The organism is Rhizobium sp. GR12 (assembly GCF_036596185.1).
Classification (GTDB): domain Bacteria; phylum Pseudomonadota; class Alphaproteobacteria; order Rhizobiales; family Rhizobiaceae; genus Agrobacterium; species Agrobacterium nepotum.
Genome location: NZ_JASXTH010000017.1, coordinates 86,412 through 106,891 on the forward strand (window position 1 = coordinate 86,412; position 20,480 = coordinate 106,891).

Below are 20,480 nucleotides of genomic sequence, written 5' to 3' on the forward strand. Positions count from 1 at the left end.
CCCATTTACGGGCATGGAGGATGGGATGACTTTCAAGGCTGCTGCCATTCAGATGCGTTCAGGTGTCGACCCGGTCAAAAATGCCGCCGATATGACGCGGCTGGTGCGTGCTGCCGCCGCTCAGGGCGCGGTCTATGTGCAGACACCGGAAATGACAGGCGCAATCCAGAAGGACAGGCAGGCGCTTCGCGCATTGCTGCGTGATGACGAGGGCGATATCATCGTTGCGACGGCTGCCCGGCTGGCGCGCGAACTCGGCATCCATGTCCATGTCGGTTCGACGGCGATTGCCCGCCCGGATGGCAAGATCGCCAATCGCGGTTTTTTCTTTGCGCCTGACGGTTCCCGCATCTGCAGCTATGACAAGATCCACATGTTCGATGTCGATCTCGACAATGGTGAAAGCTGGCGCGAAAGTGCGGCTTATGAACCCGGTGTCGAGGCGCGTGTCGCCGAAATTCCGCTGGCGAAATTCGGCTTCGCGATCTGCTACGATGTTCGTTTTCCGCAGCTTTTCCGCGCGGAAGCGCTTGCTGGAGCCGAGGTGCTGACGGTTCCGGCGGCCTTCACCCGCCAGACGGGGCAAGCCCACTGGGAAATTCTGCTGCGTGCCCGCGCCATTGAAAACGGCGCTTTCGTCATCGCCGCCGCGCAGGCCGGCGTGCATGAGGATGGGCGCGAAACCTTCGGCCATTCCATCATCATCGACCCATGGGGCAAGGTTCTGGCAATCGCTGGCGGCGCCGGGGAAGAGATCATTTTCGCCGAGATCGACACCTCGCTCGTGGCTGCCGCGCGCGGAAAAATTCCCAATCTCCGCAATTCCCGCGAGTTCGCCATGGATACGGTTATTCCCCTGAAACCTGCTGGAGGTGAGGCGGCGTGATCCGGTATGCGCTGGCCTGTGAAAAGGGCCATGAGTTTGAAGGCTGGTTTTCCGGGAGCGACGATTTCGACAATCAGTTGCAGCGCGGCTTCCTGTCCTGCCCGGTCTGCAACTCCGTGCAGGTCTCCAAACTTCTGATGGCGCCTTCGGTTTCCACCGCCCGCAAGAAGGACGAACGCCAGACGCTCGCCATGGATACGGCGAAAAAAGAAGCGCTGGCAAAAATCCGTGAAGCCGTCGCCAATATTCGCGCGAATGCGGAAGATGTCGGCGATAAATTTCCCGAAGAAGCCCGCAAAATCCACTATGGCGAGGCGGACGAACGCGGCATCATCGGCCATGCTTCGGTGCAGGAAGCCAAGGCGTTGATTGACGAGGGCATCGAAATCGCACCGCTGCCGGTGCTGCCCGACGACGTCAACTGACGGCCGGGTCATTACCCGGCCATGACGGGGATTTGGTCGCGTTACCCCTGCGCCGGTCTTTTCGCCAGCATCATGTAGTTGACCTCCATGTCCGGCGAGAGATTCCAGCGGTCCTGCAGCACGTTATAGAAGACGCCGGTGCGGTGGACGATATCCATGCCGCTTGCCACCAGCGGCCGTTCTAGCTCTTCCGGGCGAACCAGCTTTTCATATTGGTGGGTGCCGCGCGGCAGCCAGCGCAGCACGTTTTCGGCGGCGAAGATCGCGAGCGCGCGGGCTTTCAGCGTGCGGTTGATGGTGGCGGCAAACATCAGCCCGCCGGGGCGTACCATTTTCGCGCAGGTGGTGACGAAGAGATCGACATTGGCCACGTGCTCGACCACCTCCATGTTGAGGATGACGTCGAAGGTTTCGCCCGCCTCCAGCAATTGTTCGGCGGTCACGGCGCGATAATCGACGCTGACGCCGCTTTCACGCGCATGGGTGGAGGCGATGCCGATGTTCTTTTCCGAAGGATCGGCGCCCACCACATCCGCGCCCATGCGTGCCACAGGTTCCGAGAGCAGGCCGCCGCCGCAGCCGATATCCAGTATGCGCAAGCCCTCCAGCGGGCGGTGCGCCTTTGGGTCGCGGCCGAAATTGTCGCAGATGCGGTTGCGGATATATTCGAGCCGCACCGGATTGAATTTATGCAGCGGGCGGAACTTGCCCGTCGGGCTCCACCATTCCGCAGCCATCGCGGAGAAGCGATCCACTTCGCTCTGGTCGACGGTCGTCTGTGCGGTTTCGCTCATGGTTCTGCTCCATATTGCTGTTGCATTGAAGTCGGATGATTGCCCCCCGAAGTCAAGACCGGCGGTCCATTCCGCCGGCAAATTGTCGGTTGCTTCATCGCCGCAGGTGGAACTGAAGCGGGCCTTGATTTGTTTCATGCTGCGTTCATGGAACACCGCGTATTTTCCGATCATGGCAGTATGCGGAACGCATGCTCGTCCATCGAAAGCGATGGATGCCGACAAGGGCAAAGCGGGCCTTTGCTTGAGGAGAAAGAAGTGAAGAAAAAACTGTTTGGCGCAATAGCGCTGGTGGCCATGCTCGCCGCGCCGGCTCTTGCCGAAGCTGCGACACGCGGCTTTGCCACCGCGAATGTGAACATGCGCTCCGGCCCGAGCACAGCCTATCCGGCAGTCGTCGTCATTCCGGCCGGCGCGCCGTTGACGGTGCATGGCTGCCTGTCCGATACGCCGTGGTGCGATGTCTCTTTCATCAGCGGCCGCGGCTGGGTCGCCGGTCGCTATATCCAGACGACGTACCGGCAGAATCAGGTCTATGTCGAGCCGCGCTATTACCGCGATCTCGGCGTTCCGGTGATCACCTTCGAAGCCGGCCGTTATTGGGACCGTTATTATCGCGACCGCGACTTTTACCGCGAGCGTGACCGCTGGCGTCGCCCTTCCGGCGGTTACTGGAACGCTCCGCCGCCGCGCGGCGACTGGGAGCGCCCGCGTCCGCGCGAGGAATGGCGGGATGGACGCCGCAACGAGCGGCGCGATCCGCGTCAGGATGGCGGACCGAACGATGGGCGCTGGGAGCGTCGTTACGGCGACTGGAACCAGGGTGATAGAAACCAGGGCGACAGAAATCAGGACCGTCCGCGCCGTGAGGACAACCGCCCCCGCTTCGAAGAAGAAAACCGGGACCGCAATCGCGATCGCCAGCCCAATCAGGACGAAGGTCAGCGCCGTCCTGAACGTCGCCAGTGGGACGACCCACGCCGTGCGCCTGCCTCGGAAAACTTTCAGGGCGGCTGCCGGATCGGCGACCCCGGCTGCGACCCGCGCTAAACAGAAAAAGCCCGGCGAGATTTCGTCGGGCTTTTCATTTCACGCCTAAGAACATTGCCAAGGCGTCTTTATTTAGCGGCAGCTGCCTTGCGTGCGCGGGATTTCGGTTTTGCCGGAGCTTCGGCATCCGGCGTCGCGATAACGGCTTTCGGCGCGGCCTTTTTGCGCGGTGCGGGCTTCGTCGCTTCCGATGTCTTCAGCAGCGAAAACTCATGTTTTGCCTGTTCCCAATGGTCCTCATCTCGGCCATGGGGGTGGCCTTCCTTTTCCCAAAGTGTATAGGCCCTTTTGCTGATCCACTCTTGTTCCGAAACCTGCATGCTCGTCTCCCGTTGCTGTTGACAACGCCTTTGAGAAGGCGACATTCCGCTTGGTCCGGCACACGCTCGACAGGAATCAATGCCGGCATTTTCAAGCTCCATTACATGCCATGAATTTCCGGGCGTCAAGCAAACATGCTGCATTGCGAAAGCGGATTTCAGGCATTTTACGCCGGTGAAAGCGGTTTGAGCGAAAGACGTTCCTACAGGACAAGATCAACGTTGCGTGATCGCGCCAAGGTCGCCAAGATGGGTGGATGAATGGTAGCGGAGGAGGCGACCTTGGAACTTGCAACGGCAGGGGCGGCGGAAGCGGAGACGCAGGTCATCGTCGAGAGACGGGGAGGGGCCGGCATCATCCGCCTCAACCGCGCGAAAGCGATAAACAGCCTGACGCTGCCGATGGTGCGCGCCATGTTTCAGGCGCTTCGGCGTTTCGAGGAGGACCCCGGTATTTCCTGCGTGGTGCTGACGGGAGAAGGCGACAGGGGGCTTTGCGCCGGTGGCGATGTCCGCATCATTCACGATCTCGGCAAAGCTGGTGATCCGCAGGTACTGGATTTCTGGCGGGAGGAGTTTCCGCTGAATTATCGCATCGCCCGTTTTGCCAAACCCTATGTGGCGTTGATGGATGGCATCGTCATGGGCGGCGGCGTCGGTATATCCGCCCATGGCAGCCACCGCATCGTCACCGAGCGGACGAAGCTTGCCATGCCGGAAACGGGCATCGGTTATTTCCCGGATGTCGGCGGCTCCTGGCTTCTGCCCAGAGCGCCGGGCGAATGCGGCACCTGGCTGGGGCTGACCGGCAACATCGTCACCGGCGCCGATGCGATCCATGCCGGTTTTGCCGATCATTTCGTCCCCTCTGAGCGCTTTGCGGATTTGGTGCATGACCTGTCGCAAGCGGCGGATGATGAAGGTGTCGAGGCGGCTATCCGCACCTATGCCGTCGAAGCCGGCGAGGGGATCTTGTCCGCAAACCGGCAGGTCATCGACGCGACATTCCGTTTCGATACGGTGGAGGAGATTTTCGCGGCGCTCTCGGCGCGCGACGATGCGTTTTCGCGCGAGACCCTGGAGGTCCTCAAAAAACGCTCCCCCACCAGTCTGAAACTGACTCTGAGATTGCTGCGCCTCGGCCGGGAAAGCGCCAGCCTCATTGAATGCCTCGAGCGGGAATTTGCCGCCGGCACCGAAATATTGCGGGGCCATGATTTTTATGAGGGCGTGCGCGCGGCCCTGGTCGACAAGGACCGCAATCCCCGGTGGCAGCCGGAACGGCTGGAGGACGTGCGCGAGGAGGACCTTCTCCCCTACTTCGCCGAGCATTCCGGAAATCTGTTTCCGCGACATCGTCTTTAGATTGCGTGACGCAAAAGAAATCCGGCTTGTCGCCATATATGAAATCATAGCCTTTTGAATTGCTGTTGTTTGGGCGAAATTTCCAATCCACGGCCCCGTAAAGCACGGCTGTTTCTCGCGGGCGTTGTCGCCGCCCGCTATGTTGAGGACCATTCGATTTTCCGGGGGTATTCATGAAACGTCTTCTCATTATCGGTACTGCCATCGCCGCTCTCATTGCAGGTGCAGCGCAGGCGCAGTCTCCGACCACCATTCTCAACGCGTCCTACGATGTCGCCCGTGAAGTTTTCGCGGCCGAGAACGAGGCGTTCGTGAAGCTGCATCCGGGCATCACCGTCGATCAGTCGCATGCCGGCACTTCCAAGCAGGCGCGCGCCATCGTCGAGGGTCTGGAAGCTGACGTTGTTACCTTCAACCAGGTGACCGATGTTGATTTTCTGGTGAAGCAGGGTTTCGTTTCCGCCGACTGGCAGAAGGATTTCCCGAACGATGCTTCGCCGTTCTATTCCTTCCCGTCCTTCCTCGTACGCGCAGGCAACCCCAAGCACATCAAGGACTGGGACGATCTTGCCCGTGACGATGTGAAGGTGGTTTTCCCCAATCCGAAGACCTCGGGTAATGCCCGCTACACCTATCTTGCCGCCACGGCCTACGCCAAGGAGAAGTTCAACGGCGATGAGAAGAAGGTTCAGGAATTCGTCAAGAAAATCTTCGACAACACGCCGGTTTTCGATACCGGAGGCCGCGCCGCCACCACCACCTTCGTCGAGCGTGAGATTGGCGACGTGCTGATCACCTTCGAAGCCGAGACGCGCGGCATTGCCAAGCAATATGGCGCCGACAAGGTGGAAGGCGTCGTGCCCTCCGTCAGCCTGCTGGCCGAATTCCCGGTGGCCGTGGTGGATAAGGTGGCCGACAAGCGCGGCTCGCGCGATCTGGCGAAGAGCTATCTCGATTTCCTCTACACCGAGGAAGGTCAGCGGATCGCCGCCGAGTTCGGCCATCGCGTCCACAATGAAAAGATTGTCGGCGAGTTCAAGGACAAGTTCCCGGCCATTCGTCTCGTCAACGTCAATGACGTCTTCGGTGGCTGGAATAAAACCCAGAAAGAGCATTTTGCGTCCGGCGCGACGCTTGATACGCTCTACGGCAGCCGTTAATCACGACGACACGCAATAGCAAAAGACTCGGCGGGAAACTGCCGGGTCGCTTTATGATGAAATGGGGGCGGGGTTTGAAGCGGAATGTTCTGCCGGGGCTTAAATTGTCCCTCGGCGTTACCCTCACTTACGTCGCCATCATCGTGCTTCTGCCGCTCTCGGCGCTGGTGTTCAAGGCGGCTAGTCTTGGGCCTGCCGAATATTGGGCCATCATCTCTTCACCGCGCGCCGTCGCGAGTTACCGCGTCACCGTGCTGTGCGCGCTGGCCGCCACGTTGTTCAACGTCGTTTTCGGGCTGGCGCTCGCCTGGGTGCTGACGCGTTATCGTTTTCCCGGCTGGCGCATCGTCGATGCCATTGTTGATCTGCCTTTTGCGCTTCCCACTGCCGTTGCCGGCATTGCGCTGACGACGCTTTTTGCGGGTAACGGCTGGTTCGGCTCTGTGCTGGCGCCGCTCGGCATCAAGGTCGCCTATACGCCGCTTGGCATCATGGTGGCGATGGCCTTCACCAGCCTGCCCTTCATCGTGCGCACCGTGCAGCCGGTGCTGGAAGACCTCGATCCGGCACTGGAGGAAGCGGCGCAATCGCTCGGCGGTTCCGATTTCGAAATCTTCCGCAAGGTCATCCTGCCGCTTCTGACGCCGGCTCTGCTCGCCGGTCTGTCGCTCTCCTTCGCGCGCAGCCTTGGTGAATTCGGGGCGATCATCTTCATTGCCGGCAACCAGCCTTTCTCGACGGAAATTACGGCACTGCTGATCTTCATCCGGCTTGAGGAATATGATTATCAGGCCGCCGCCGCCATCGCCTCCGTGCTGCTCATCGCGGCCTTCGTGATGCTGGCGGTCACCAATGCCCTACAGGCGCGTGCGCTTCGTTATACGGTGAGGAGCTGAGACATGAGCGCCATTTCTTCCCGCCGCAAGCCACCGCGTGTCGGTGATGCACCTCTCGTCCGCCGCAGCCTGATTGCTTTCGTGCTCGTCATCGGCGCGTTTCTGGTCGTCGCTCCTCTCACCATCATCGGGGTCGAGGCGTTTTCGCAGGGCTGGAAGGTCTATTCCGCCACCATCACCCATCCCGATACCCGCCACGCCATCATGCTGACGGTGCTGACGGCGCTGATTGCCGTGCCCATCAACACCGCCTTCGGCGTTGCGGCGGCATGGGCGATCACCAAGTTCGACTTTCCCGGACGGCGCTTTCTGCTGGTGTTGATCGAGATACCTTTCTCCATCTCGCCGATCGTCGCCGGTGTCGCCTATCTCTTCGTTTACGGATTGCAGGGGCTTTTCGGGCCGTTCCTTGATGCGCACAACATCAAGATACTCTTCGCGCTTCCCGGCATCGTCATTGCGTCGGTGTTCGTCACCGCACCCTTTGTGGCGCGCGAGCTGATCCCGCTGATGCAGGCACAGGGGCGCGATCTGGAAGAGGCGGCGACCTCGCTTGGCGCATCCGGTTGGCGCACCTTCTTTTCGGTGACGTTGCCGAATATCAAATGGGCGCTGCTTTATGGCGTGGTGCTGTGCAACGCCCGCGTGATGGGCGAGTTCGGTGCGGTGTCCGTCGTTTCCGGCAATATTCGCGGCCAGACCAACACGTTGCCGCTGCATATCGAACTGCTCTACCACGATTACCAGACGGCGGGCGCGTTTGCGTCAGCCTCGATCCTTGCTCTGCTCGCCGTCGTCACCATCATCGCCAAGGTGGCGCTGGAGGGGCGGGGCGCGGGGCGGGGAGCCAAGAAGACCAACGGCGATGCCGCCATCGCCACGGAGACCTGATTCCCATGAAAATCCGCCTCGAAAATGTGGTGAAGACCTTCGACACGTTCCGCGCGGTGCGCGATGTCTCGCTGGATATTGAAAGCGGCGAACTTCTGGCGCTGCTCGGGCCTTCTGGTTCCGGCAAGACGACGATTTTGCGGATGGTCGCCGGTCTGGAATATAGCGATGGCGGCCGCATCTTTTTCGGGGATGAGGACGCCACCAATATTCCGGTGCGCGACCGTGGTGTCGGTTTCGTATTCCAGCACTATGCGCTGTTCCCGCATATGACGCTGCATGAAAACATCGCCTTCGGCATGAAGGTCTCGAAGGTGAAACGGGACAAGGCGGCGATTGATGCCCGGGTCAAGGAACTATTGAACCTGGTCAAGCTTGATGGTCTGGGCGACCGTTTCCCGGCGCAGATTTCCGGCGGGCAGCGGCAGCGTGTGGCGCTGGCGCGTGCGCTTTCGGTCGACCCCAAAGTGCTTCTGCTCGATGAACCCTTCGGCGCGCTGGACGCCAATGTGCGCCGCGACCTGCGTCGCTGGCTGCGCGAAATTCATGGTGCGCTGGGGATCACCACGATTTTCGTGACGCATGACCAGGAGGAGGCTCTCGATCTCGCCGACCGTGTCGTCATCCTCAATCAGGGTGAGATCGTTCAGCAGGGCACGCCGAAAGAAGTCTGCCGTCAGCCCAACAGCGCCTTTGTCATGCGCTTTTTGGGCGATGCCAACCGGGTGTCCGGCGTGGCGCGTGGCGGCAAGGTCTATGTCGGCGAAAACGAGCTGCCTTTTTCCTACGGGCAGGCGGATGGCGCAGTCGAGATCTATGCCCGTCCCTCTGATCTCGAATGGGAGGACCTGCACGAAGGCATTCCGGCGTCTGTCTCGCGCGTTCTTGATCGGGCGGGAGAACGCCGCGTGATCGTCAGCACCGACGATGGCGATCTCCTGGAATTCGACGTGCCGCCGGAAAACGATGTCGCGGCAGGCGATCGTGGTTCCGTCATCATCCGTCGGGCGAAGATTTTTCCGGTGGCGTGAGGGACGCCCACATTGGCCTCAGATAAGAAGTTCGAACGAGGCTTCCGCCTCCAGCCTGCCATTGACCATGAGATCAACCTTGTGAACGCCCGCATAGTGTTTACGGGTGGTGAAATCGCGCATGGCGCGACTGATCGACAGCGCGCATGTTTCGCCCGGCTGAAGCTCGATCTCTTTCCATTTGAAGACTTTCGCCGAGGCATCGCCGTTTTTCTTGACGTAATGCACGGCATAATCGATCACCAGCTTCTGCGGGTGTTTCGCAGTCGAGGAGAACGAGGCTGAAATGCGCACCGGATTGCCGAGAACGATCTTCTCCGGCGAAACCTGAAATACTCCGAGCGCGATCTGTGCTTCCTCATGCGCGCCGAGATGGGCGAGTGCGGCGGCATTGCCCTTCTTGATCAGCGTGCGCAAGGCCTGCCGAATGATCCAGCGCGTATGCGGGTTCTCCTTCGGCCATGTGTCGATGAGCGCCAGCGCAAAGGTCGGGTTATCCTTGGTGATGTCATTCAGATGATTGGCGACGGATTTGCGCACGTAAAGCGCCTCATCGGCTTTCATGGCATCGAGGATCGCTGTGACCGGCGATGGATCATCGATCAGGGGTTTGAGCTGGAACGACCATGGCAGGCGCGGCCGGCAGCCCTCGCTCGCCAGCCGCCGCACATGCTCGTTTTCGTGTCGCGACCATGTTTCCATCACGGCAAGTGTGCGGGCCAGATCCTTTTGCAGGAAATGGCGGATGGCGAATTCCGAGGAGCCGAAGCGGGTGAAATATTGCAGCGCCTGCATGGAAAGATCGAAATCGTCGAGACCGTAAAGCGCCACATATTCCGGCAGTGAAATCGATGCGAAACCGTTGCCGATTCCCGGCGCTGCTGCGGTGAGTATTTCTATATTGCGGGCATAGTCGCCGGGAAGCGTGGCGTGCAGGCTCGTCGCCACCTGCCGCATGCGCTGCATGATGCCCAGAGCCTCGAGATTTTCGGTGGCGAGCGTCATGAAGGTGGAAACGTCGAAAGGCGCGTGCACGGCCTTGGTCTGATCGGCGATATGCCGCAGTTTTTCGTGGTTGAAGATTTCCTTCAGCGCCGGTGTCGCCGTCTCGCTCATGTCTGCATCCCCAAAAGTTCACTTTTTGTTCTCTTAAGGGATGATGAGGTTTGAGGCAAGATAGCGCTGAGCAACTTTGAGAGAGTGCTGACGGATCGAGCGACTGCGGCTTTCGCCTTCTCCCCGCCGGGGAGAAGGTCGCGGCAGCGGGTTGAGGGGGGTGACGCCAGAGATCGACCGAGAGCTTGCCCCCTCATCTACCCCTTTCGGGGCATCTTCTCCCCGGCGGGGAGAAGAAATTTCTCAACTCAGCTCATCTGGCTGACGAATTTCGTCTCCAGATAGGCCTGAACCGCTTCCGAGCCGCCTTCCGTGCCGTAGCCGGAATCCTTGATGCCGCCGAAGGGGACTTCCGGGAGCGCAAGGCCGTTGTGGTTGATGGTCAGCATGCCGGCCTCGACCTGATGGCCGAGCGCATGCGCGGTCTTGACCGAACCGGTGAAGGCATAGGATGCGAGGCCGAAGGGCAGGCGGTTCGCTTCGGTGATGGCGTCATCGAAGGTCGAGAAACGATTGATGATGGCGACGGGACCGAAAGGCTCGTCGTTCATGATCTTGGCGGTTACCGGCACGTTGGCGAGAACCGTCGGCTCGAAGAAGTTACCCTTGTTGCCGATGCGGCGTCCACCCGTCTTCAGTTCCGCGCCATGGGAAACGGCGTCGCTGATGAGGCCCTCCAGCGCCGGGATGCGGCGCTCATTGGCGAGCGGTCCCATGACGATGCCATCTTCCAGGCCGTTGCCGACCTTGATGGCCTTCGTCGCCTCCACGAAACCTTCAAGGAAGCGATCCGCCACACCGTCCTGCACGAGGAAGCGGGTGGGGGCGACGCAGACCTGACCGGCATTGCGGAATTTCGCAAGCGAGGTCACTTCGATCGCCTTGTCGATATCGGCATCGTCGAAAATCATCACCGGCGCATGGCCGCCGAGTTCCATCGTGGCGCGCTTCATGTGCTTGCCGGCAAGGGCTGCGAGATGTTTGCCGATCGGCGTGGAGCCGGTGAAGGAAATCTTGCGGATGACCGGGTGCGGGATCAGGTATTCCGAAATTTCGGAAGGAACGCCGTAAACGAGGCCGATGACGCCTGCCGGAACACCGGCATCCACGAAGGCGCGGATCAGCTCCGCCGGCGACGCCGGTGTTTCTTCCGGAGCCTTGACGATGATCGAGCAGCCGGTGGCAAGGGCTGCGGAAAGCTTGCGGACGATCTGGTTGATCGGGAAGTTCCAGGGCGTGAAGGCCGCGACGGGGCCGACCGGCAGCTTGATGGCAAGCTGGGAAACGCCTGTCGCGCGCGCCGGAATGACCTGGCCATAGGTGCGGCGCGCTTCTTCGGCGAACCAGTCGATGGTGTCGGCAGCGCCCATGATCTCGGTTGCCGATTGCGAAAGCGGCTTGCCCTGCTCACGGGTCATTATATAGGCGATCTTGTCCTTGCGTTCGCGCAGGATATCGGCTGCCCTGCGCATGATCTTGGAACGCTCGAAGGGCGAGGTGTCGCGCCACACCTTGAAGCCGCGGTCGGCGGCGGCAAGCGCCAGATCGAGGTCCGGCTTTTCGGCATGGGCGATCGCGCCGATGATCTCGTCGGTTGCAGGGTCGGACACGGCGATCGTCTTGCCGGAAACGGCGTCGCGCCATTCGCCATCAATGAGAAGTTTGATGTCGGGATAGGTGTGCATGGGAACTACCTTCATGATGCGGCCAATACGGCGAGGCGCCGTCCGGCCCGGAAACGTGAACAGAATTTTCCTGGCCGGAGGATAATCCGGCATCGCGGCTTTCGCTGCGCGGAACGGGTGCCTGGGCATTTTCGGCAAGAGGATTGTGGAATTGCCGGAAACGGAAACGATAACCCTTATATTAAGTTGCGGGCGATATGTTTCAACCGTCCGCTCTGGCAATCGCCATGATTTTTCTGTGATACGGAAATTGGCCTACCCCATTCCGCTGGCGCGCAAACTGGTGCCGAATTTTCGGCTGTCCTGTTGGGTCCAATCCTGTCTCACCAAAACGAATCACGTGTTTCTGTTCACGATCGGGGAAGCGCGTGCCACAATTCGGCCTTCGTCGCGCCGGACGAATTGACGGGAGGGGCTCTCTCGGCTTGTCGCTTGCGTCATAACAGTGCGTGAAATGTGAAAAAATACAATAAGACGGAAAAATCATCCAAAGGGTTTACTGAAAACCTAGAGAAAATACGGATAAAATCTCACTGAGGATATAACATTCATTCCTGATATATATTGCAGGCGTCGGTTCCCTTGACCTTCCAAGGTTGGCGAAAACCCTCGACTTGAACGTTATCGATGGAGAAAAACAATGAGTTTCGCCCGGGTACTTCTCAGTGCGTTCTTGTCGCTCGCGTGGTTTTCCTGTGCCGAGGCCGGGACGATCGCCAATCCGCAGGGCAAGCCGATATTAACCATCTCCGGAAACATCACCATCACCAACGTCGATGGCGCCGCGGTATTCGATCGCGACATGCTGGAGGCGCTGGGCATGGTGACGGTGGAGACAACGACGCCCTGGCATGATGGCCGTGTCCGTTTCGATGGTGTGTCGCTGGCAAAATTGATGGACGTCGTCGGCGCAAAAGGCACCAGCGTCACGGCGGTTGCTCTCAACGATTATGTCAGCACGATACCGGTTGAGGATTTTAAGAAATTTAACGTTATCCTCGCGATCAAGCTGGATGGCGATTACATGACAGTTCGCGAAAAGGGCCCGTTGTTTGTCATTTATCCCTATGATAGCGACCCGGAGCTGCAGAAACAGACCTATTATTCGCGGTCCGCATGGCAAGTCGCCAAATTGATAGTGGAATAAAGGTGCCGTTTGCGAAAACTTGTGGCGGTGATCATCTGTTGCTTCGTCCTGGCAACGGGCTATATCGCTTTCGTCATTGCCGAGCGGCAGACCGCTCTGCAGAAATTCGCCCGCTATAATGATTCGTGGGCGGTCAGCCAGACGGTAGCCGAATATCTGCGTCTTCAGAACAAGCTGGCCGTGTTCGCGCTCAGCCCCGGTGAGATCGACCGGGACGAATTGCAGCTGCGGCTGGATATCATGCTGAGCCGTCTGGAGCTTTTGAAGCAGGGCAATCTGGGGGCTTTCATCGATGAAAAGCAGCAGTGGCGAGATCTCGTAACCCGCCTCGATGCGGTTCTGGCCCGTCTGGAACAGCAGATGGGCAATCTGAAGCCACCTGATATCCCGGATCTGCTCTCCACGATGAGTGCGCTCGACGCACCGATGACGACGCTGGCATCGTCTTCGGTCGCTTACGACGTCAATCTGATCGACACGGCCCACGAGGATGTGCGCAAGCTGCATATCGTCTACACGGCACTTGCGGGCGGCCTGATCCTGTGTGGCATCGCGCTTGTAATATTGCTGCTTCGTCAGAACGATCTGCTCAACCGCGCACAAAAAAGCATGCGCGGCCTGACGGACGACCTGCGCGCCGCCACGCTTGAATTGCAGGCGAAGAATGTACGGCTGGAACACGATGCCTATCACGATGCGCTGACGGGGCTGCCGAACCGCGCGCTGTTCCGACAGGAACTGGTCGAGCGGCTGCGTCGCTCCTTTGGCGGCAACGGAACGACGGCCATCCTTCTGCTCGATCTCGACGGGTTCAAGGACGTCAACGACACGCTCGGCCACGATGCGGGCGATGCCCTGCTTCAGGCCGTGGCGCAGCGCCTTTCCGGCATCGGCGGTGATTACGACATGGTTTGCCGCCTCGGCGGGGATGAATTCGCCGTCGTGTCTGACGATCTCAACGAGGATACGGCGCGCCGTCTCGCCTCGAAGCTGATCGACCAGATCAGCCGGACCTATCAGCTCGGCGAGCAGGAGGTCAAAATCGGCACCTGCATCGGTATCGCCATATCGCACGGCGCCGTCGATGCGGATGAATTGTTCAAGCGCGCGGATCTGGCTCTTTATGAGGCCAAGGCCATCGGCCCTGGCCGGGCGAGTGTTTTCAAGGTCCGCATGCAGAAGCAGCTGACCGAGAAGAAATCCTTCGAGGCCGATTTGCAGACAGCGCTGCAGAACGACGAGATGGAGGTCTATTACCAGCCGCAGGTGGCGACGCAGACCCGTAAGCTTTGCGGCTTCGAGGCGCTTTTGCGCTGGAAGCATCCGGTGCGGGGCGATGTGCCGCCCAGCGTGTTCATTCCGGTTGCGGAAAGAACCGGTCTCATACATTCACTCGGAAAATGGGTGATGGAGACCGCCTGCCGTGAGGCGATGGGGTGGGACGAGGACATGAAGGTGGCGGTCAATCTTTCGCCGGTTCAGTTCCACAGCACCAACCTCATTCAGAACGTGATGGGTGCGCTCGAAAAAAGCGGACTGGAGCCGAGCCGGCTTGAGCTGGAGATTACCGAATCGATCCTGCTGAACAAGAGCGACCAGACGATCAACACGCTGTCGCGGCTGAAGGCCGTCGGCATCCAGATCGCCATGGATGATTTCGGCACCGGCTATTCCTCGCTGGCGAATTTGCGGGGTGTGCCCTTCGACAAGATAAAGATCGATCGGTCGTTTCTGCGCGATATTACCAGCGATCGCGACGCGCTGGCGATCGTCGAATTTGTGGTCGGCGTCGGCCGCAGTCTGCGAATGACCACCATCGCGGAAGGCATCGAGACGGAGGAGCAATATGAGCTTGTCAAACGTCTGGGATGCGATCTGGTTCAGGGATATCTGATCAGCAGACCGTTGCCGGCCAAGGAACTGGTGGCCTGGAGTTCCGTTTGAAACCGGGTTTGCTTTCATGCGGGGGGCTGGCGTCAAATTCTCATGAGGATGCATCGTCGCACGCGAAAACCGATATCGGTTGCCGCGCCGATGTTGTAGAGCATTCCCGGTCGATGCGGGATCATTCTGGCGAAGCGACCGGGTTTGCGAAAAGGCTTGGAAACATGGAAATACTGGACGTGCATGGAGTAGTTCTGCCTCTCTCTTCCGATGAGGTGTCGCCCGTCATATGGCAGGCGCTGACCGACGGCAGCTATGAGGCGAAAGAGGCCCGCAGCGTCCTGAAAGCCATCAAACCCGGCGACCGCGTGCTGGAGCTGGGATCCGGTATCGGGATCATCACCTCGATCATCGCCGGCATAGAGGATGTTTCCGTATGGGCGTTCGAGGCCAATCCCTCGACGGCGGCGCTGGCGGAACGGGTGATCAAGGCCAATTGCCGGGGCAATGTCGTGTTTTCGCAGGGGCTTCTCACCGCCGACGCGCCGCGCACCTACCCTTTTTATGTCCGCAAGGATCTCTGGATGTCGTCCATGGACGAAAATCAGGGGCCGTATGAGCAGCGCATCGAAATCTCGTCCGAGAATATCGACGAATTCGTCGCGAGCAAAGGTATCACCGCGCTCGTCATGGATATCGAGGGTGCGGAACGCGATCTGCTCGGCAGGGCCGAGCTTGCCGGCGTGGAGCGGATATTCGTCGAGCTGCACGACCACCTTTATGGCCTTGCCGGGGTTCGCGACATCATGCAGGCGCTGACCGCCAAGGGATATGCCTATGATCCGCGCGGCTCTCGTGGCCCTTGCGTGCTGTTCTCGAAGGATGACAACCCGAGGGAATACGATCCCGAGGTGGATTGAAAGCTCCAGCGCATCGTCTGCATTAATTTTTTAAAGAAAAGCGACTAGCCGGGTTGGATATTTCGACCCGTTTGCGCCTTCTGCCGCAACTTTTTGGGCTTGGTGTCGTTTAGCGCCGATACCCAGAATTTAAGACAGCGGACGAGAAGGCTATTATTGCCAAATAAGCAATTAACTCCGAATTATTATTGCAATTGTTGCAGCCGTTTCCCCGCGTCATCATCCCTCCATCAAACCGGTGCACAACAAAGGTCGCACCGGACGATGCCAACGCAACCGAAGGAGAAACGATCATGGGCTTTGTTAAGACGACAGACGGAACCGAAATCTTCTACAAGGACTGGGGCCCGAAGGATGCCCAGCCCATCGTGTTCCATCACGGCTGGCCGCTCTCGTCCGATGACTGGGATGCGCAGATGCTGTTCTTCCTCTCCAAGGGTTATCGTGTCGTCGCCCATGATCGCCGTGGCCACGGTCGCTCGGCGCAGGTTTCCGAAGGTCATGATATGGACCACTATGCTGCCGACGCCTTTGCTGTCGTCGAAGCGCTGGACCTGAATAATGCTGTGCATATCGGCCATTCCACCGGCGGTGGCGAAGTGGCGCGTTATGTCGCAAAACATGGCGAACCGGCGGGTCGCGTTGCCAAGGCTGTTCTCGTTTCCGCCGTGCCGCCGCTGATGCTCAAGACTGCGGCCAACCCCGAAGGTCTGCCGATGGAGGTTTTCGACGGCTTCCGCACGGCGCTGGCCAGCAACCGTGCGCAGTTCTTCCGCGACGTCCCCGCCGGTCCGTTCTACGGCTTCAACCGCGACGGCACGACCGTTCTTGAAAGTGTGATCCAGAACTGGTGGCGGCAGGGCATGATGGGCGGAGCCAAGGCGCATTTCGACGGCATCAAGGCCTTTTCAGAAACCGATCAGACCGGGGACCTGAAGGCGATCAGCGTTCCGACGCTGGTGCTGCACGGGGAGGACGACCAGATCGTGCCGATAGCGGATTCCGCGCCGAAGTCGGTGAAGCTTTTGAAGAACGGCACGCTGAAGACCTATCCCGGCTTCTCACACGGCATGCTGACCGTGAATGCCGATGTGCTGAACGCCGATCTCTTGGCCTTCATCAAGGGCTGATCCTTCTGCAAAATCGGAATGCGGCCGGATATTCCGGTCGCATTTTGCGTCAAGCCAGACGGGCTTGCCACGCCCCGCGATAGGCGCGAAGTCCGGCAATGGCGTTGGGAGCGAAATGACGCTCCCGGCCGGGAAGCGGCCTGATACCGGTAAGGAGTGCGGCACCCGCGCTGGTGCCGGTGGAGCCGCTAACAGCGATCACGTCCGTATCGGCAAAGCCGGCCAGCGCCTTGAGATAAAGCGCGTTGCTGGCGAATGGGCCTTCCACCAAAACCGGGCCTTTCCGCCCGATCAGCGAAAGACTGAACTCCGTCATCAGCGCGAGATAAAGTGCTGCTGCCGCGTGCCGTTCCGCAACCGTGGCATTTTGGTCGGCGATCCAGCGCGCCGTGTTGCCGGGGAAGGGGCCTGAGCCGTCGACGACGCTGGGCAGCAGCATCATGCCTTTCGTAAGTACGCCGCCGAGCGCTGCTTTGCTCTCTTCGTCCGGGGCAGGCCCGAATTGCTGCGTCAACATCTCATACTCCCTGCCGCCCATGAAGCGGGAGGAAGGAACGGGACGTCCGAGAGCATCGACATTCAAAAGCGTGTCACGGGCGGGGTCCAGCGTATCCGCCACGCCGCCGATTGCGAAATTCACCACCCAGGTGCCGGTGGAGACGACGGAAAAATCATCCTCCCGGCGCAGCAGATGCGGCAAGAGCGACGCATTGGAATCATGGATGCCGCAATAGACCGGCATATCCGGTGGCAGGCCTGTTTCCTGCGCTACTGATTTGCGGACTGACCCGAGCACATCAAAGGCGGAGCGCACCGACGCCATCAATCGCTCGACGCTCAGGCGCGCGACCAGCGAGGAGAATGTCTTTTGGCGAGGGTTCCAGAGGTCCGTATGACAGCCAAGCGAGGTGGTTTCTGTGGCCTGAACGCCGGTCAGTCGCCCCGCCCAATATTGCGCATAGGTGACGATGCTGCGCACCCGGGCAAATTCCTGCGGGAATGCGGTTTTCTGGAAATGGATTTGCGCGCCAAGGTTCAGCCCGGCGGGAAGTAGCGGCGAGCCGGTTTCGGCAAAATCCGGCCTGATGCGGAGATAGGCTTCCTGAATAGCTGCGGGATAGCTGTGCTCGTAATCCAGCACGGGCATAGCCAGATCGCCGTTTTCGTCGAGAAGTGCCGCCGCCGCGCCATGGGTGGTGATGGAAATCGCGTCGAAGCCCGGTTCCTGGCCAAATCGCTTCAGAGAAGAGAGGATAAAACTCCAGAGCATCTCCACATCGTAATGCGGATAAATTCCGTCACGAAGGACAGGATTGCTCCGCCTCTCGCCGGCGATCTCTTCTCCGCTTTGGGTATCGATGACGACGACCTTGGCGTTGGTCTTGCCGATATCGATGACCGCGATGCGGCGGGGCTTGATCTTGTCGTTCATGGCAGATGGAACAGCGTCACGAGGTCTTTCGCCACAGGCGAATTATCGGGATTGCTTTCCATGATGTCAGCCATATGCGCCCACCATTTCTTCATCACGGGATGCTCGGGCAATGCCGCCATGCCGTGGGTCTTCGGGCGCGTCAGCACGCCGAACAGGATGTTGGTTTCCGGATCGAGATGGATCGAATAGTCGCTCACGCCCGCTTCGTGCAGCAGCGCCACCAGTTCCGGCCATATCTCGTCATGGCGTCTTTTATATTCCGCTTGCCTGCCGGCGAGGAGTTTCATCTTGAAGGCGTGTTTTTCGAGTTCCGGCATGGCGCAGTTTCTCTTCATTCAATTTCTGAGGGCGCGAAGGCGGCGCACAACGATGGGAATGGCGATGGTGATGATCAGCAGCAGGCCGACAAAGATCGACATGACGATGCCGGGTACGTTGAGGAGCCCCAGCCCGAAAGTGACGAGGCCCATAACGAAGGCGGCGATGACGACGCCGGCGATGGTGCCGGAGCCGCCGAGGATGGAGACGCCGCCAAGCACCACCATGGTCACGACCTCAAGCTCCCAGCCTTGAGCGGTCGAGGGGCGGGTGGAACCGAGCCGCGAGGTGAGGCAGACGGCGGCGATGCCGCTCATCAGACCAGTCAAAAGGAAGAGGATGAACTTTACCCGTTCGACGGGAATACCTGAAAAACGGGCGGCAAACGGATTGTTGCCGATCACGTAGACCTGCCGGCCGAAATTAGTGGCGTGTAGCAGAATGGCGAAGATGACGGCCATGGCGAGGAACAGCACGAATTCGAAGGAGATGACCGAGAAGACGTAACCCTGACCGAAATAGGCGAAATCCGCCGGATATTTGCCATAGGCCTGATCGCCCAGCACCATGTAGGAGATACCGCGAAACAGGCTCATGGTGCCGATGGTGACGACGATGGATGGCAGTTTCAGGCCAGCGACGAGAAAACCGTTGAAAGCTCCGCATAAAAGCCCGGTGCCGATGCCGATGGCAACGAGGCCGGGCGTGCCCACACCCATCTGCACCGCAGCGCCCATGGCGGTGGAGGCGAGCGCGATGATGGCGGCGACAGACAGATCGATTTCGCCGGCGATGATCAGAAGCGCCATCGCAAAGGCGATGATCGCCTTTTCGGTGAAGTTGAAGGTCGCGTCCGACAGGTTCCAGGCATTGAGGAAATAGGGAGAGGCGAGCGAGTTGGCGATGAAGATGAGGATCGCGACGCCGAGCAGCAGCACTTCCCAGCTGGCCAGGATACGGCGCAGCGGCGTTCCGAGCTTGTCGGGAATGATGCGCGGCTTCTGCGTCGGTTGAGAACTGGTGCTCATGCTGCGGCCTCCTTGGCCTGATCGCTTGCTGCCCGGTCGCGCAGGATGATGCGGCCTTTTCGAGCTTCGGCACGGGCGTTGAAGACAACGGCGAGGACGATCACTACGCCGGAAATCGCCATTTGCGCGAAGGGCGATATGCCGATGACGGGCAGGGCGTTCTTGATGACGCCAAGGAACAGCGCGCCCAGCACAGCGCCCGCCACCGAGCCGATGCCGCCGGCAATGGAAATGCCGCCGATCACATTCGCCGCCACACTATCCAGTTCGAAACCGGCGGCGATATCCACATAGGCGACGGCATAACGCGACACCCAGAGGTAGCTGGCAAGTCCTGCCAGCGCGCCTGACAGCACGAAAGCAAGAAAGCGCGTGCGGCCGACATCGATGCCCGCATAGACCGCAGCGCCCGGATTGCCGCCGGAGGCATAGGCCGAGCGGCCGAAGGACGTCCGGCTCAGCACCAGCCAGGCGCCGGCGATGATGAGGATGGCGACCCAGGACAGAACCGGCATGCCGAGAACCGTGGTGCGCGGCACGTTGAGGAAGGTGGGCGAAAGCTGGTGCGCGTTCACCCAGCCGCCGCCCGAAAGCACGAAGGCCATGCCGCGATAGATGGTGAGCGTGCCGAGCGTGACGACGATGGGCGGTATGCCGAGCCACCAGACCAGCACGCCATTGATCGACCCCAAAAACGCGCCGATGCCGATTGCCATGGCGATGAGAAACGGCAATGGAATTCCAGGAAAGGCGGCATTGGTCATCGCCACCGCCATGCCGGTGAAGGCGAGATTAGCGGCAACCGAAAGATCGATGGATTTGGTGAGAATGACCGCCATCTGGCCGAGCGCCAGAATGATGAGGATGGAGGTATCGTTGAAGATGTTGACCAGATTGGCCGGCCGGCTAAAACCGGGCGCGCGCAGTGCAAAGCCGGCAATCATGACGATGATGATGCCCGCCAGCAGCCATTCGCGATTTTTGAGAAAACGTTGCATG

The 20,480-nt window shown here is 59.8% G+C and carries 20 protein-coding genes; 12 read left to right on the forward strand and 8 right to left on the reverse strand.

Going from position 1 to position 20,480, the window contains the following annotated elements; all coding sequences use genetic code 11:
- The first annotated feature begins 25 nt into the window (after positions 1–25).
- Entirely contained in the window at positions 26–886 is an 861-nt protein-coding gene (locus QSK43_RS24040) for a carbon-nitrogen hydrolase family protein (protein WP_045017466.1), read from the forward strand.
- The gene (locus QSK43_RS24045) at positions 883–1,311 is read left to right on the forward strand and encodes a DUF1178 family protein (RefSeq protein WP_332305575.1); all 429 of its coding nucleotides are present in this window, start codon (positions 883–885) and stop codon (positions 1,309–1,311) included. The genes QSK43_RS24040 and QSK43_RS24045 overlap by 4 nt, the downstream gene beginning before the upstream one ends.
- Positions 1,312–1,352: 41 nt before the next feature.
- Here the strand turns inward: QSK43_RS24045 and ubiG are convergent, their stop codons facing one another.
- Positions 1,353–2,105, reverse strand: a complete 753-nt coding sequence (gene ubiG / locus QSK43_RS24050; protein WP_332305576.1) for a bifunctional 2-polyprenyl-6-hydroxyphenol methylase/3-demethylubiquinol 3-O-methyltransferase UbiG — start codon at positions 2,103–2,105, stop codon at positions 1,353–1,355.
- 258 nt (positions 2,106–2,363) lie between these two features.
- Between ubiG and QSK43_RS24055 the strand changes: the two genes are divergently transcribed.
- Complete coding sequence (locus QSK43_RS24055; RefSeq protein WP_332305577.1) at positions 2,364–3,155, forward strand: SH3 domain-containing protein; 792 nt, start codon at positions 2,364–2,366, stop codon at positions 3,153–3,155.
- A gap of 68 nt (positions 3,156–3,223) precedes the next feature.
- Here the strand turns inward: QSK43_RS24055 and QSK43_RS24060 are convergent, their stop codons facing one another.
- On the reverse strand, positions 3,224–3,475 hold the full coding sequence (locus tag QSK43_RS24060; protein WP_332305578.1) for a DUF2934 domain-containing protein: 252 nt from the start codon (positions 3,473–3,475) through the stop codon (positions 3,224–3,226).
- 261 nt (positions 3,476–3,736) lie between these two features.
- Here QSK43_RS24060 and QSK43_RS24065 point away from each other — a divergent pair, with 261 nt between their 5' ends.
- The 5 genes from QSK43_RS24065 (at position 3,737) to QSK43_RS24085 (ending at position 8,818) form a co-directional block, all read left to right on the forward strand.
- Positions 3,737–4,840, forward strand: coding sequence for an enoyl-CoA hydratase/isomerase family protein (locus QSK43_RS24065; RefSeq protein WP_332305579.1), 1,104 nt, complete (start codon positions 3,737–3,739; stop codon positions 4,838–4,840).
- Between the two features lie 173 nt (positions 4,841–5,013).
- Positions 5,014–6,000: a thiosulfate ABC transporter substrate-binding protein CysP gene (gene cysP, locus QSK43_RS24070; protein WP_332305580.1), complete on the forward strand. Its 987-nt coding sequence runs from the start codon at positions 5,014–5,016 to the stop codon at positions 5,998–6,000.
- A gap of 53 nt (positions 6,001–6,053) precedes the next feature.
- The gene (gene cysT, locus QSK43_RS24075) at positions 6,054–6,896 is read left to right on the forward strand and encodes a sulfate ABC transporter permease subunit CysT (protein WP_332305581.1); all 843 of its coding nucleotides are present in this window, start codon (positions 6,054–6,056) and stop codon (positions 6,894–6,896) included.
- Between the two features lie 3 nt (positions 6,897–6,899).
- Complete coding sequence (cysW, locus tag QSK43_RS24080; protein WP_332305582.1) at positions 6,900–7,787, forward strand: sulfate ABC transporter permease subunit CysW; 888 nt, start codon at positions 6,900–6,902, stop codon at positions 7,785–7,787.
- A 5-nt stretch (positions 7,788–7,792) separates the two neighbouring features.
- A complete protein-coding gene (locus QSK43_RS24085) occupies positions 7,793–8,818 on the forward strand; it encodes a sulfate/molybdate ABC transporter ATP-binding protein (RefSeq protein WP_332305583.1) in 1,026 nt (341 codons plus the stop codon).
- An 18-nt stretch (positions 8,819–8,836) separates the two neighbouring features.
- Here the strand turns inward: QSK43_RS24085 and QSK43_RS24090 are convergent, their stop codons facing one another.
- Positions 8,837–9,934, reverse strand: coding sequence for a DNA alkylation repair protein (locus QSK43_RS24090; RefSeq protein WP_332305584.1), 1,098 nt, complete (start codon positions 9,932–9,934; stop codon positions 8,837–8,839).
- A gap of 248 nt (positions 9,935–10,182) precedes the next feature.
- Entirely contained in the window at positions 10,183–11,619 is a 1,437-nt protein-coding gene (locus QSK43_RS24095) for an NAD-dependent succinate-semialdehyde dehydrogenase (RefSeq protein ID WP_332305585.1), read from the reverse strand.
- 640 nt (positions 11,620–12,259) lie between these two features.
- On the opposite strand from QSK43_RS24095, the gene QSK43_RS24100 reads away from it, so the two are divergent.
- The 4 genes from QSK43_RS24100 to QSK43_RS24115 all read left to right on the forward strand — a co-directional run bounded on the left by QSK43_RS24100 (position 12,260) and on the right by QSK43_RS24115 (position 16,700).
- Entirely contained in the window at positions 12,260–12,766 is a 507-nt protein-coding gene (locus tag QSK43_RS24100) for an oxidoreductase (protein WP_045017475.1), read from the forward strand.
- Between the two features lie 9 nt (positions 12,767–12,775).
- Positions 12,776–14,710, forward strand: a complete 1,935-nt coding sequence (locus QSK43_RS24105; RefSeq protein WP_045017476.1) for a putative bifunctional diguanylate cyclase/phosphodiesterase — start codon at positions 12,776–12,778, stop codon at positions 14,708–14,710.
- A gap of 164 nt (positions 14,711–14,874) precedes the next feature.
- A complete protein-coding gene (locus QSK43_RS24110; protein WP_332305586.1) occupies positions 14,875–15,570 on the forward strand; it encodes an FkbM family methyltransferase in 696 nt (231 codons plus the stop codon).
- Between the two features lie 293 nt (positions 15,571–15,863).
- Positions 15,864–16,700 (forward strand): alpha/beta fold hydrolase, encoded by an 837-nt coding sequence (locus QSK43_RS24115; RefSeq protein ID WP_332305587.1) that lies wholly within the window; start codon positions 15,864–15,866, stop codon positions 16,698–16,700.
- 49 nt (positions 16,701–16,749) lie between these two features.
- Here the strand turns inward: QSK43_RS24115 and QSK43_RS24120 are convergent, their stop codons facing one another.
- The 4 genes from QSK43_RS24120 to QSK43_RS24135 are packed head-to-tail and all read right to left on the reverse strand — an operon-like array spanning position 16,750 to position 20,479.
- Positions 16,750–18,132: an FGGY-family carbohydrate kinase gene (locus tag QSK43_RS24120; RefSeq protein WP_332305588.1), complete on the reverse strand. Its 1,383-nt coding sequence runs from the start codon at positions 18,130–18,132 to the stop codon at positions 16,750–16,752.
- Positions 18,129–18,452 (reverse strand): L-rhamnose mutarotase, encoded by a 324-nt coding sequence (rhaM, locus tag QSK43_RS24125; RefSeq protein WP_332305602.1) that lies wholly within the window; start codon positions 18,450–18,452, stop codon positions 18,129–18,131. Before rhaM ends, QSK43_RS24120 begins: the two co-directional genes overlap by 4 nt.
- A gap of 18 nt (positions 18,453–18,470) precedes the next feature.
- Positions 18,471–19,481 (reverse strand): ABC transporter permease, encoded by a 1,011-nt coding sequence (locus tag QSK43_RS24130; protein WP_332305589.1) that lies wholly within the window; start codon positions 19,479–19,481, stop codon positions 18,471–18,473.
- Complete coding sequence (locus tag QSK43_RS24135) at positions 19,478–20,479, reverse strand: ABC transporter permease (RefSeq protein ID WP_332305590.1); 1,002 nt, start codon at positions 20,477–20,479, stop codon at positions 19,478–19,480. Before QSK43_RS24135 ends, QSK43_RS24130 begins: the two co-directional genes overlap by 4 nt.
- Position 20,480: the final 1 nt, after the last annotated feature.

Bases quoted from the DNA above. Each gene is read 5' to 3' on its own strand.
- QSK43_RS24040 (WP_045017466.1), top strand. From the start codon at position 26: ATGACTTTCAAGGCTGCTGCCATTCAGATGCGTTCAGGTGTCGACCCG.
- ubiG (WP_332305576.1), bottom strand. From the start codon at position 2,105: ATGAGCGAAACCGCACAGACGACCGTCGACCAGAGCGAAGTGGATCGC.
- QSK43_RS24060 (WP_332305578.1), bottom strand. From the start codon at position 3,475: ATGCAGGTTTCGGAACAAGAGTGGATCAGCAAAAGGGCCTATACACTT.
- QSK43_RS24065 (WP_332305579.1), top strand. From the start codon at position 3,737: ATGGTAGCGGAGGAGGCGACCTTGGAACTTGCAACGGCAGGGGCGGCG.
- cysP (WP_332305580.1), top strand. From the start codon at position 5,014: ATGAAACGTCTTCTCATTATCGGTACTGCCATCGCCGCTCTCATTGCA.
- cysT (WP_332305581.1), top strand. From the start codon at position 6,054: ATGATGAAATGGGGGCGGGGTTTGAAGCGGAATGTTCTGCCGGGGCTT.
- cysW (WP_332305582.1), top strand. From the start codon at position 6,900: ATGAGCGCCATTTCTTCCCGCCGCAAGCCACCGCGTGTCGGTGATGCA.
- QSK43_RS24085 (WP_332305583.1), top strand. From the start codon at position 7,793: ATGAAAATCCGCCTCGAAAATGTGGTGAAGACCTTCGACACGTTCCGC.
- QSK43_RS24090 (WP_332305584.1), bottom strand. From the start codon at position 9,934: ATGAGCGAGACGGCGACACCGGCGCTGAAGGAAATCTTCAACCACGAA.
- QSK43_RS24095 (WP_332305585.1), bottom strand. From the start codon at position 11,619: ATGCACACCTATCCCGACATCAAACTTCTCATTGATGGCGAATGGCGC.
- QSK43_RS24100 (WP_045017475.1), top strand. From the start codon at position 12,260: ATGAGTTTCGCCCGGGTACTTCTCAGTGCGTTCTTGTCGCTCGCGTGG.
- QSK43_RS24110 (WP_332305586.1), top strand. From the start codon at position 14,875: ATGGAAATACTGGACGTGCATGGAGTAGTTCTGCCTCTCTCTTCCGAT.
- QSK43_RS24115 (WP_332305587.1), top strand. From the start codon at position 15,864: ATGGGCTTTGTTAAGACGACAGACGGAACCGAAATCTTCTACAAGGAC.
- QSK43_RS24120 (WP_332305588.1), bottom strand. From the start codon at position 18,132: ATGAACGACAAGATCAAGCCCCGCCGCATCGCGGTCATCGATATCGGC.
- rhaM (WP_332305602.1), bottom strand. From the start codon at position 18,452: ATGCCGGAACTCGAAAAACACGCCTTCAAGATGAAACTCCTCGCCGGC.
- QSK43_RS24130 (WP_332305589.1), bottom strand. From the start codon at position 19,481: ATGAGCACCAGTTCTCAACCGACGCAGAAGCCGCGCATCATTCCCGAC.
- QSK43_RS24135 (WP_332305590.1), bottom strand. From the start codon at position 20,479: ATGCAACGTTTTCTCAAAAATCGCGAATGGCTGCTGGCGGGCATCATC.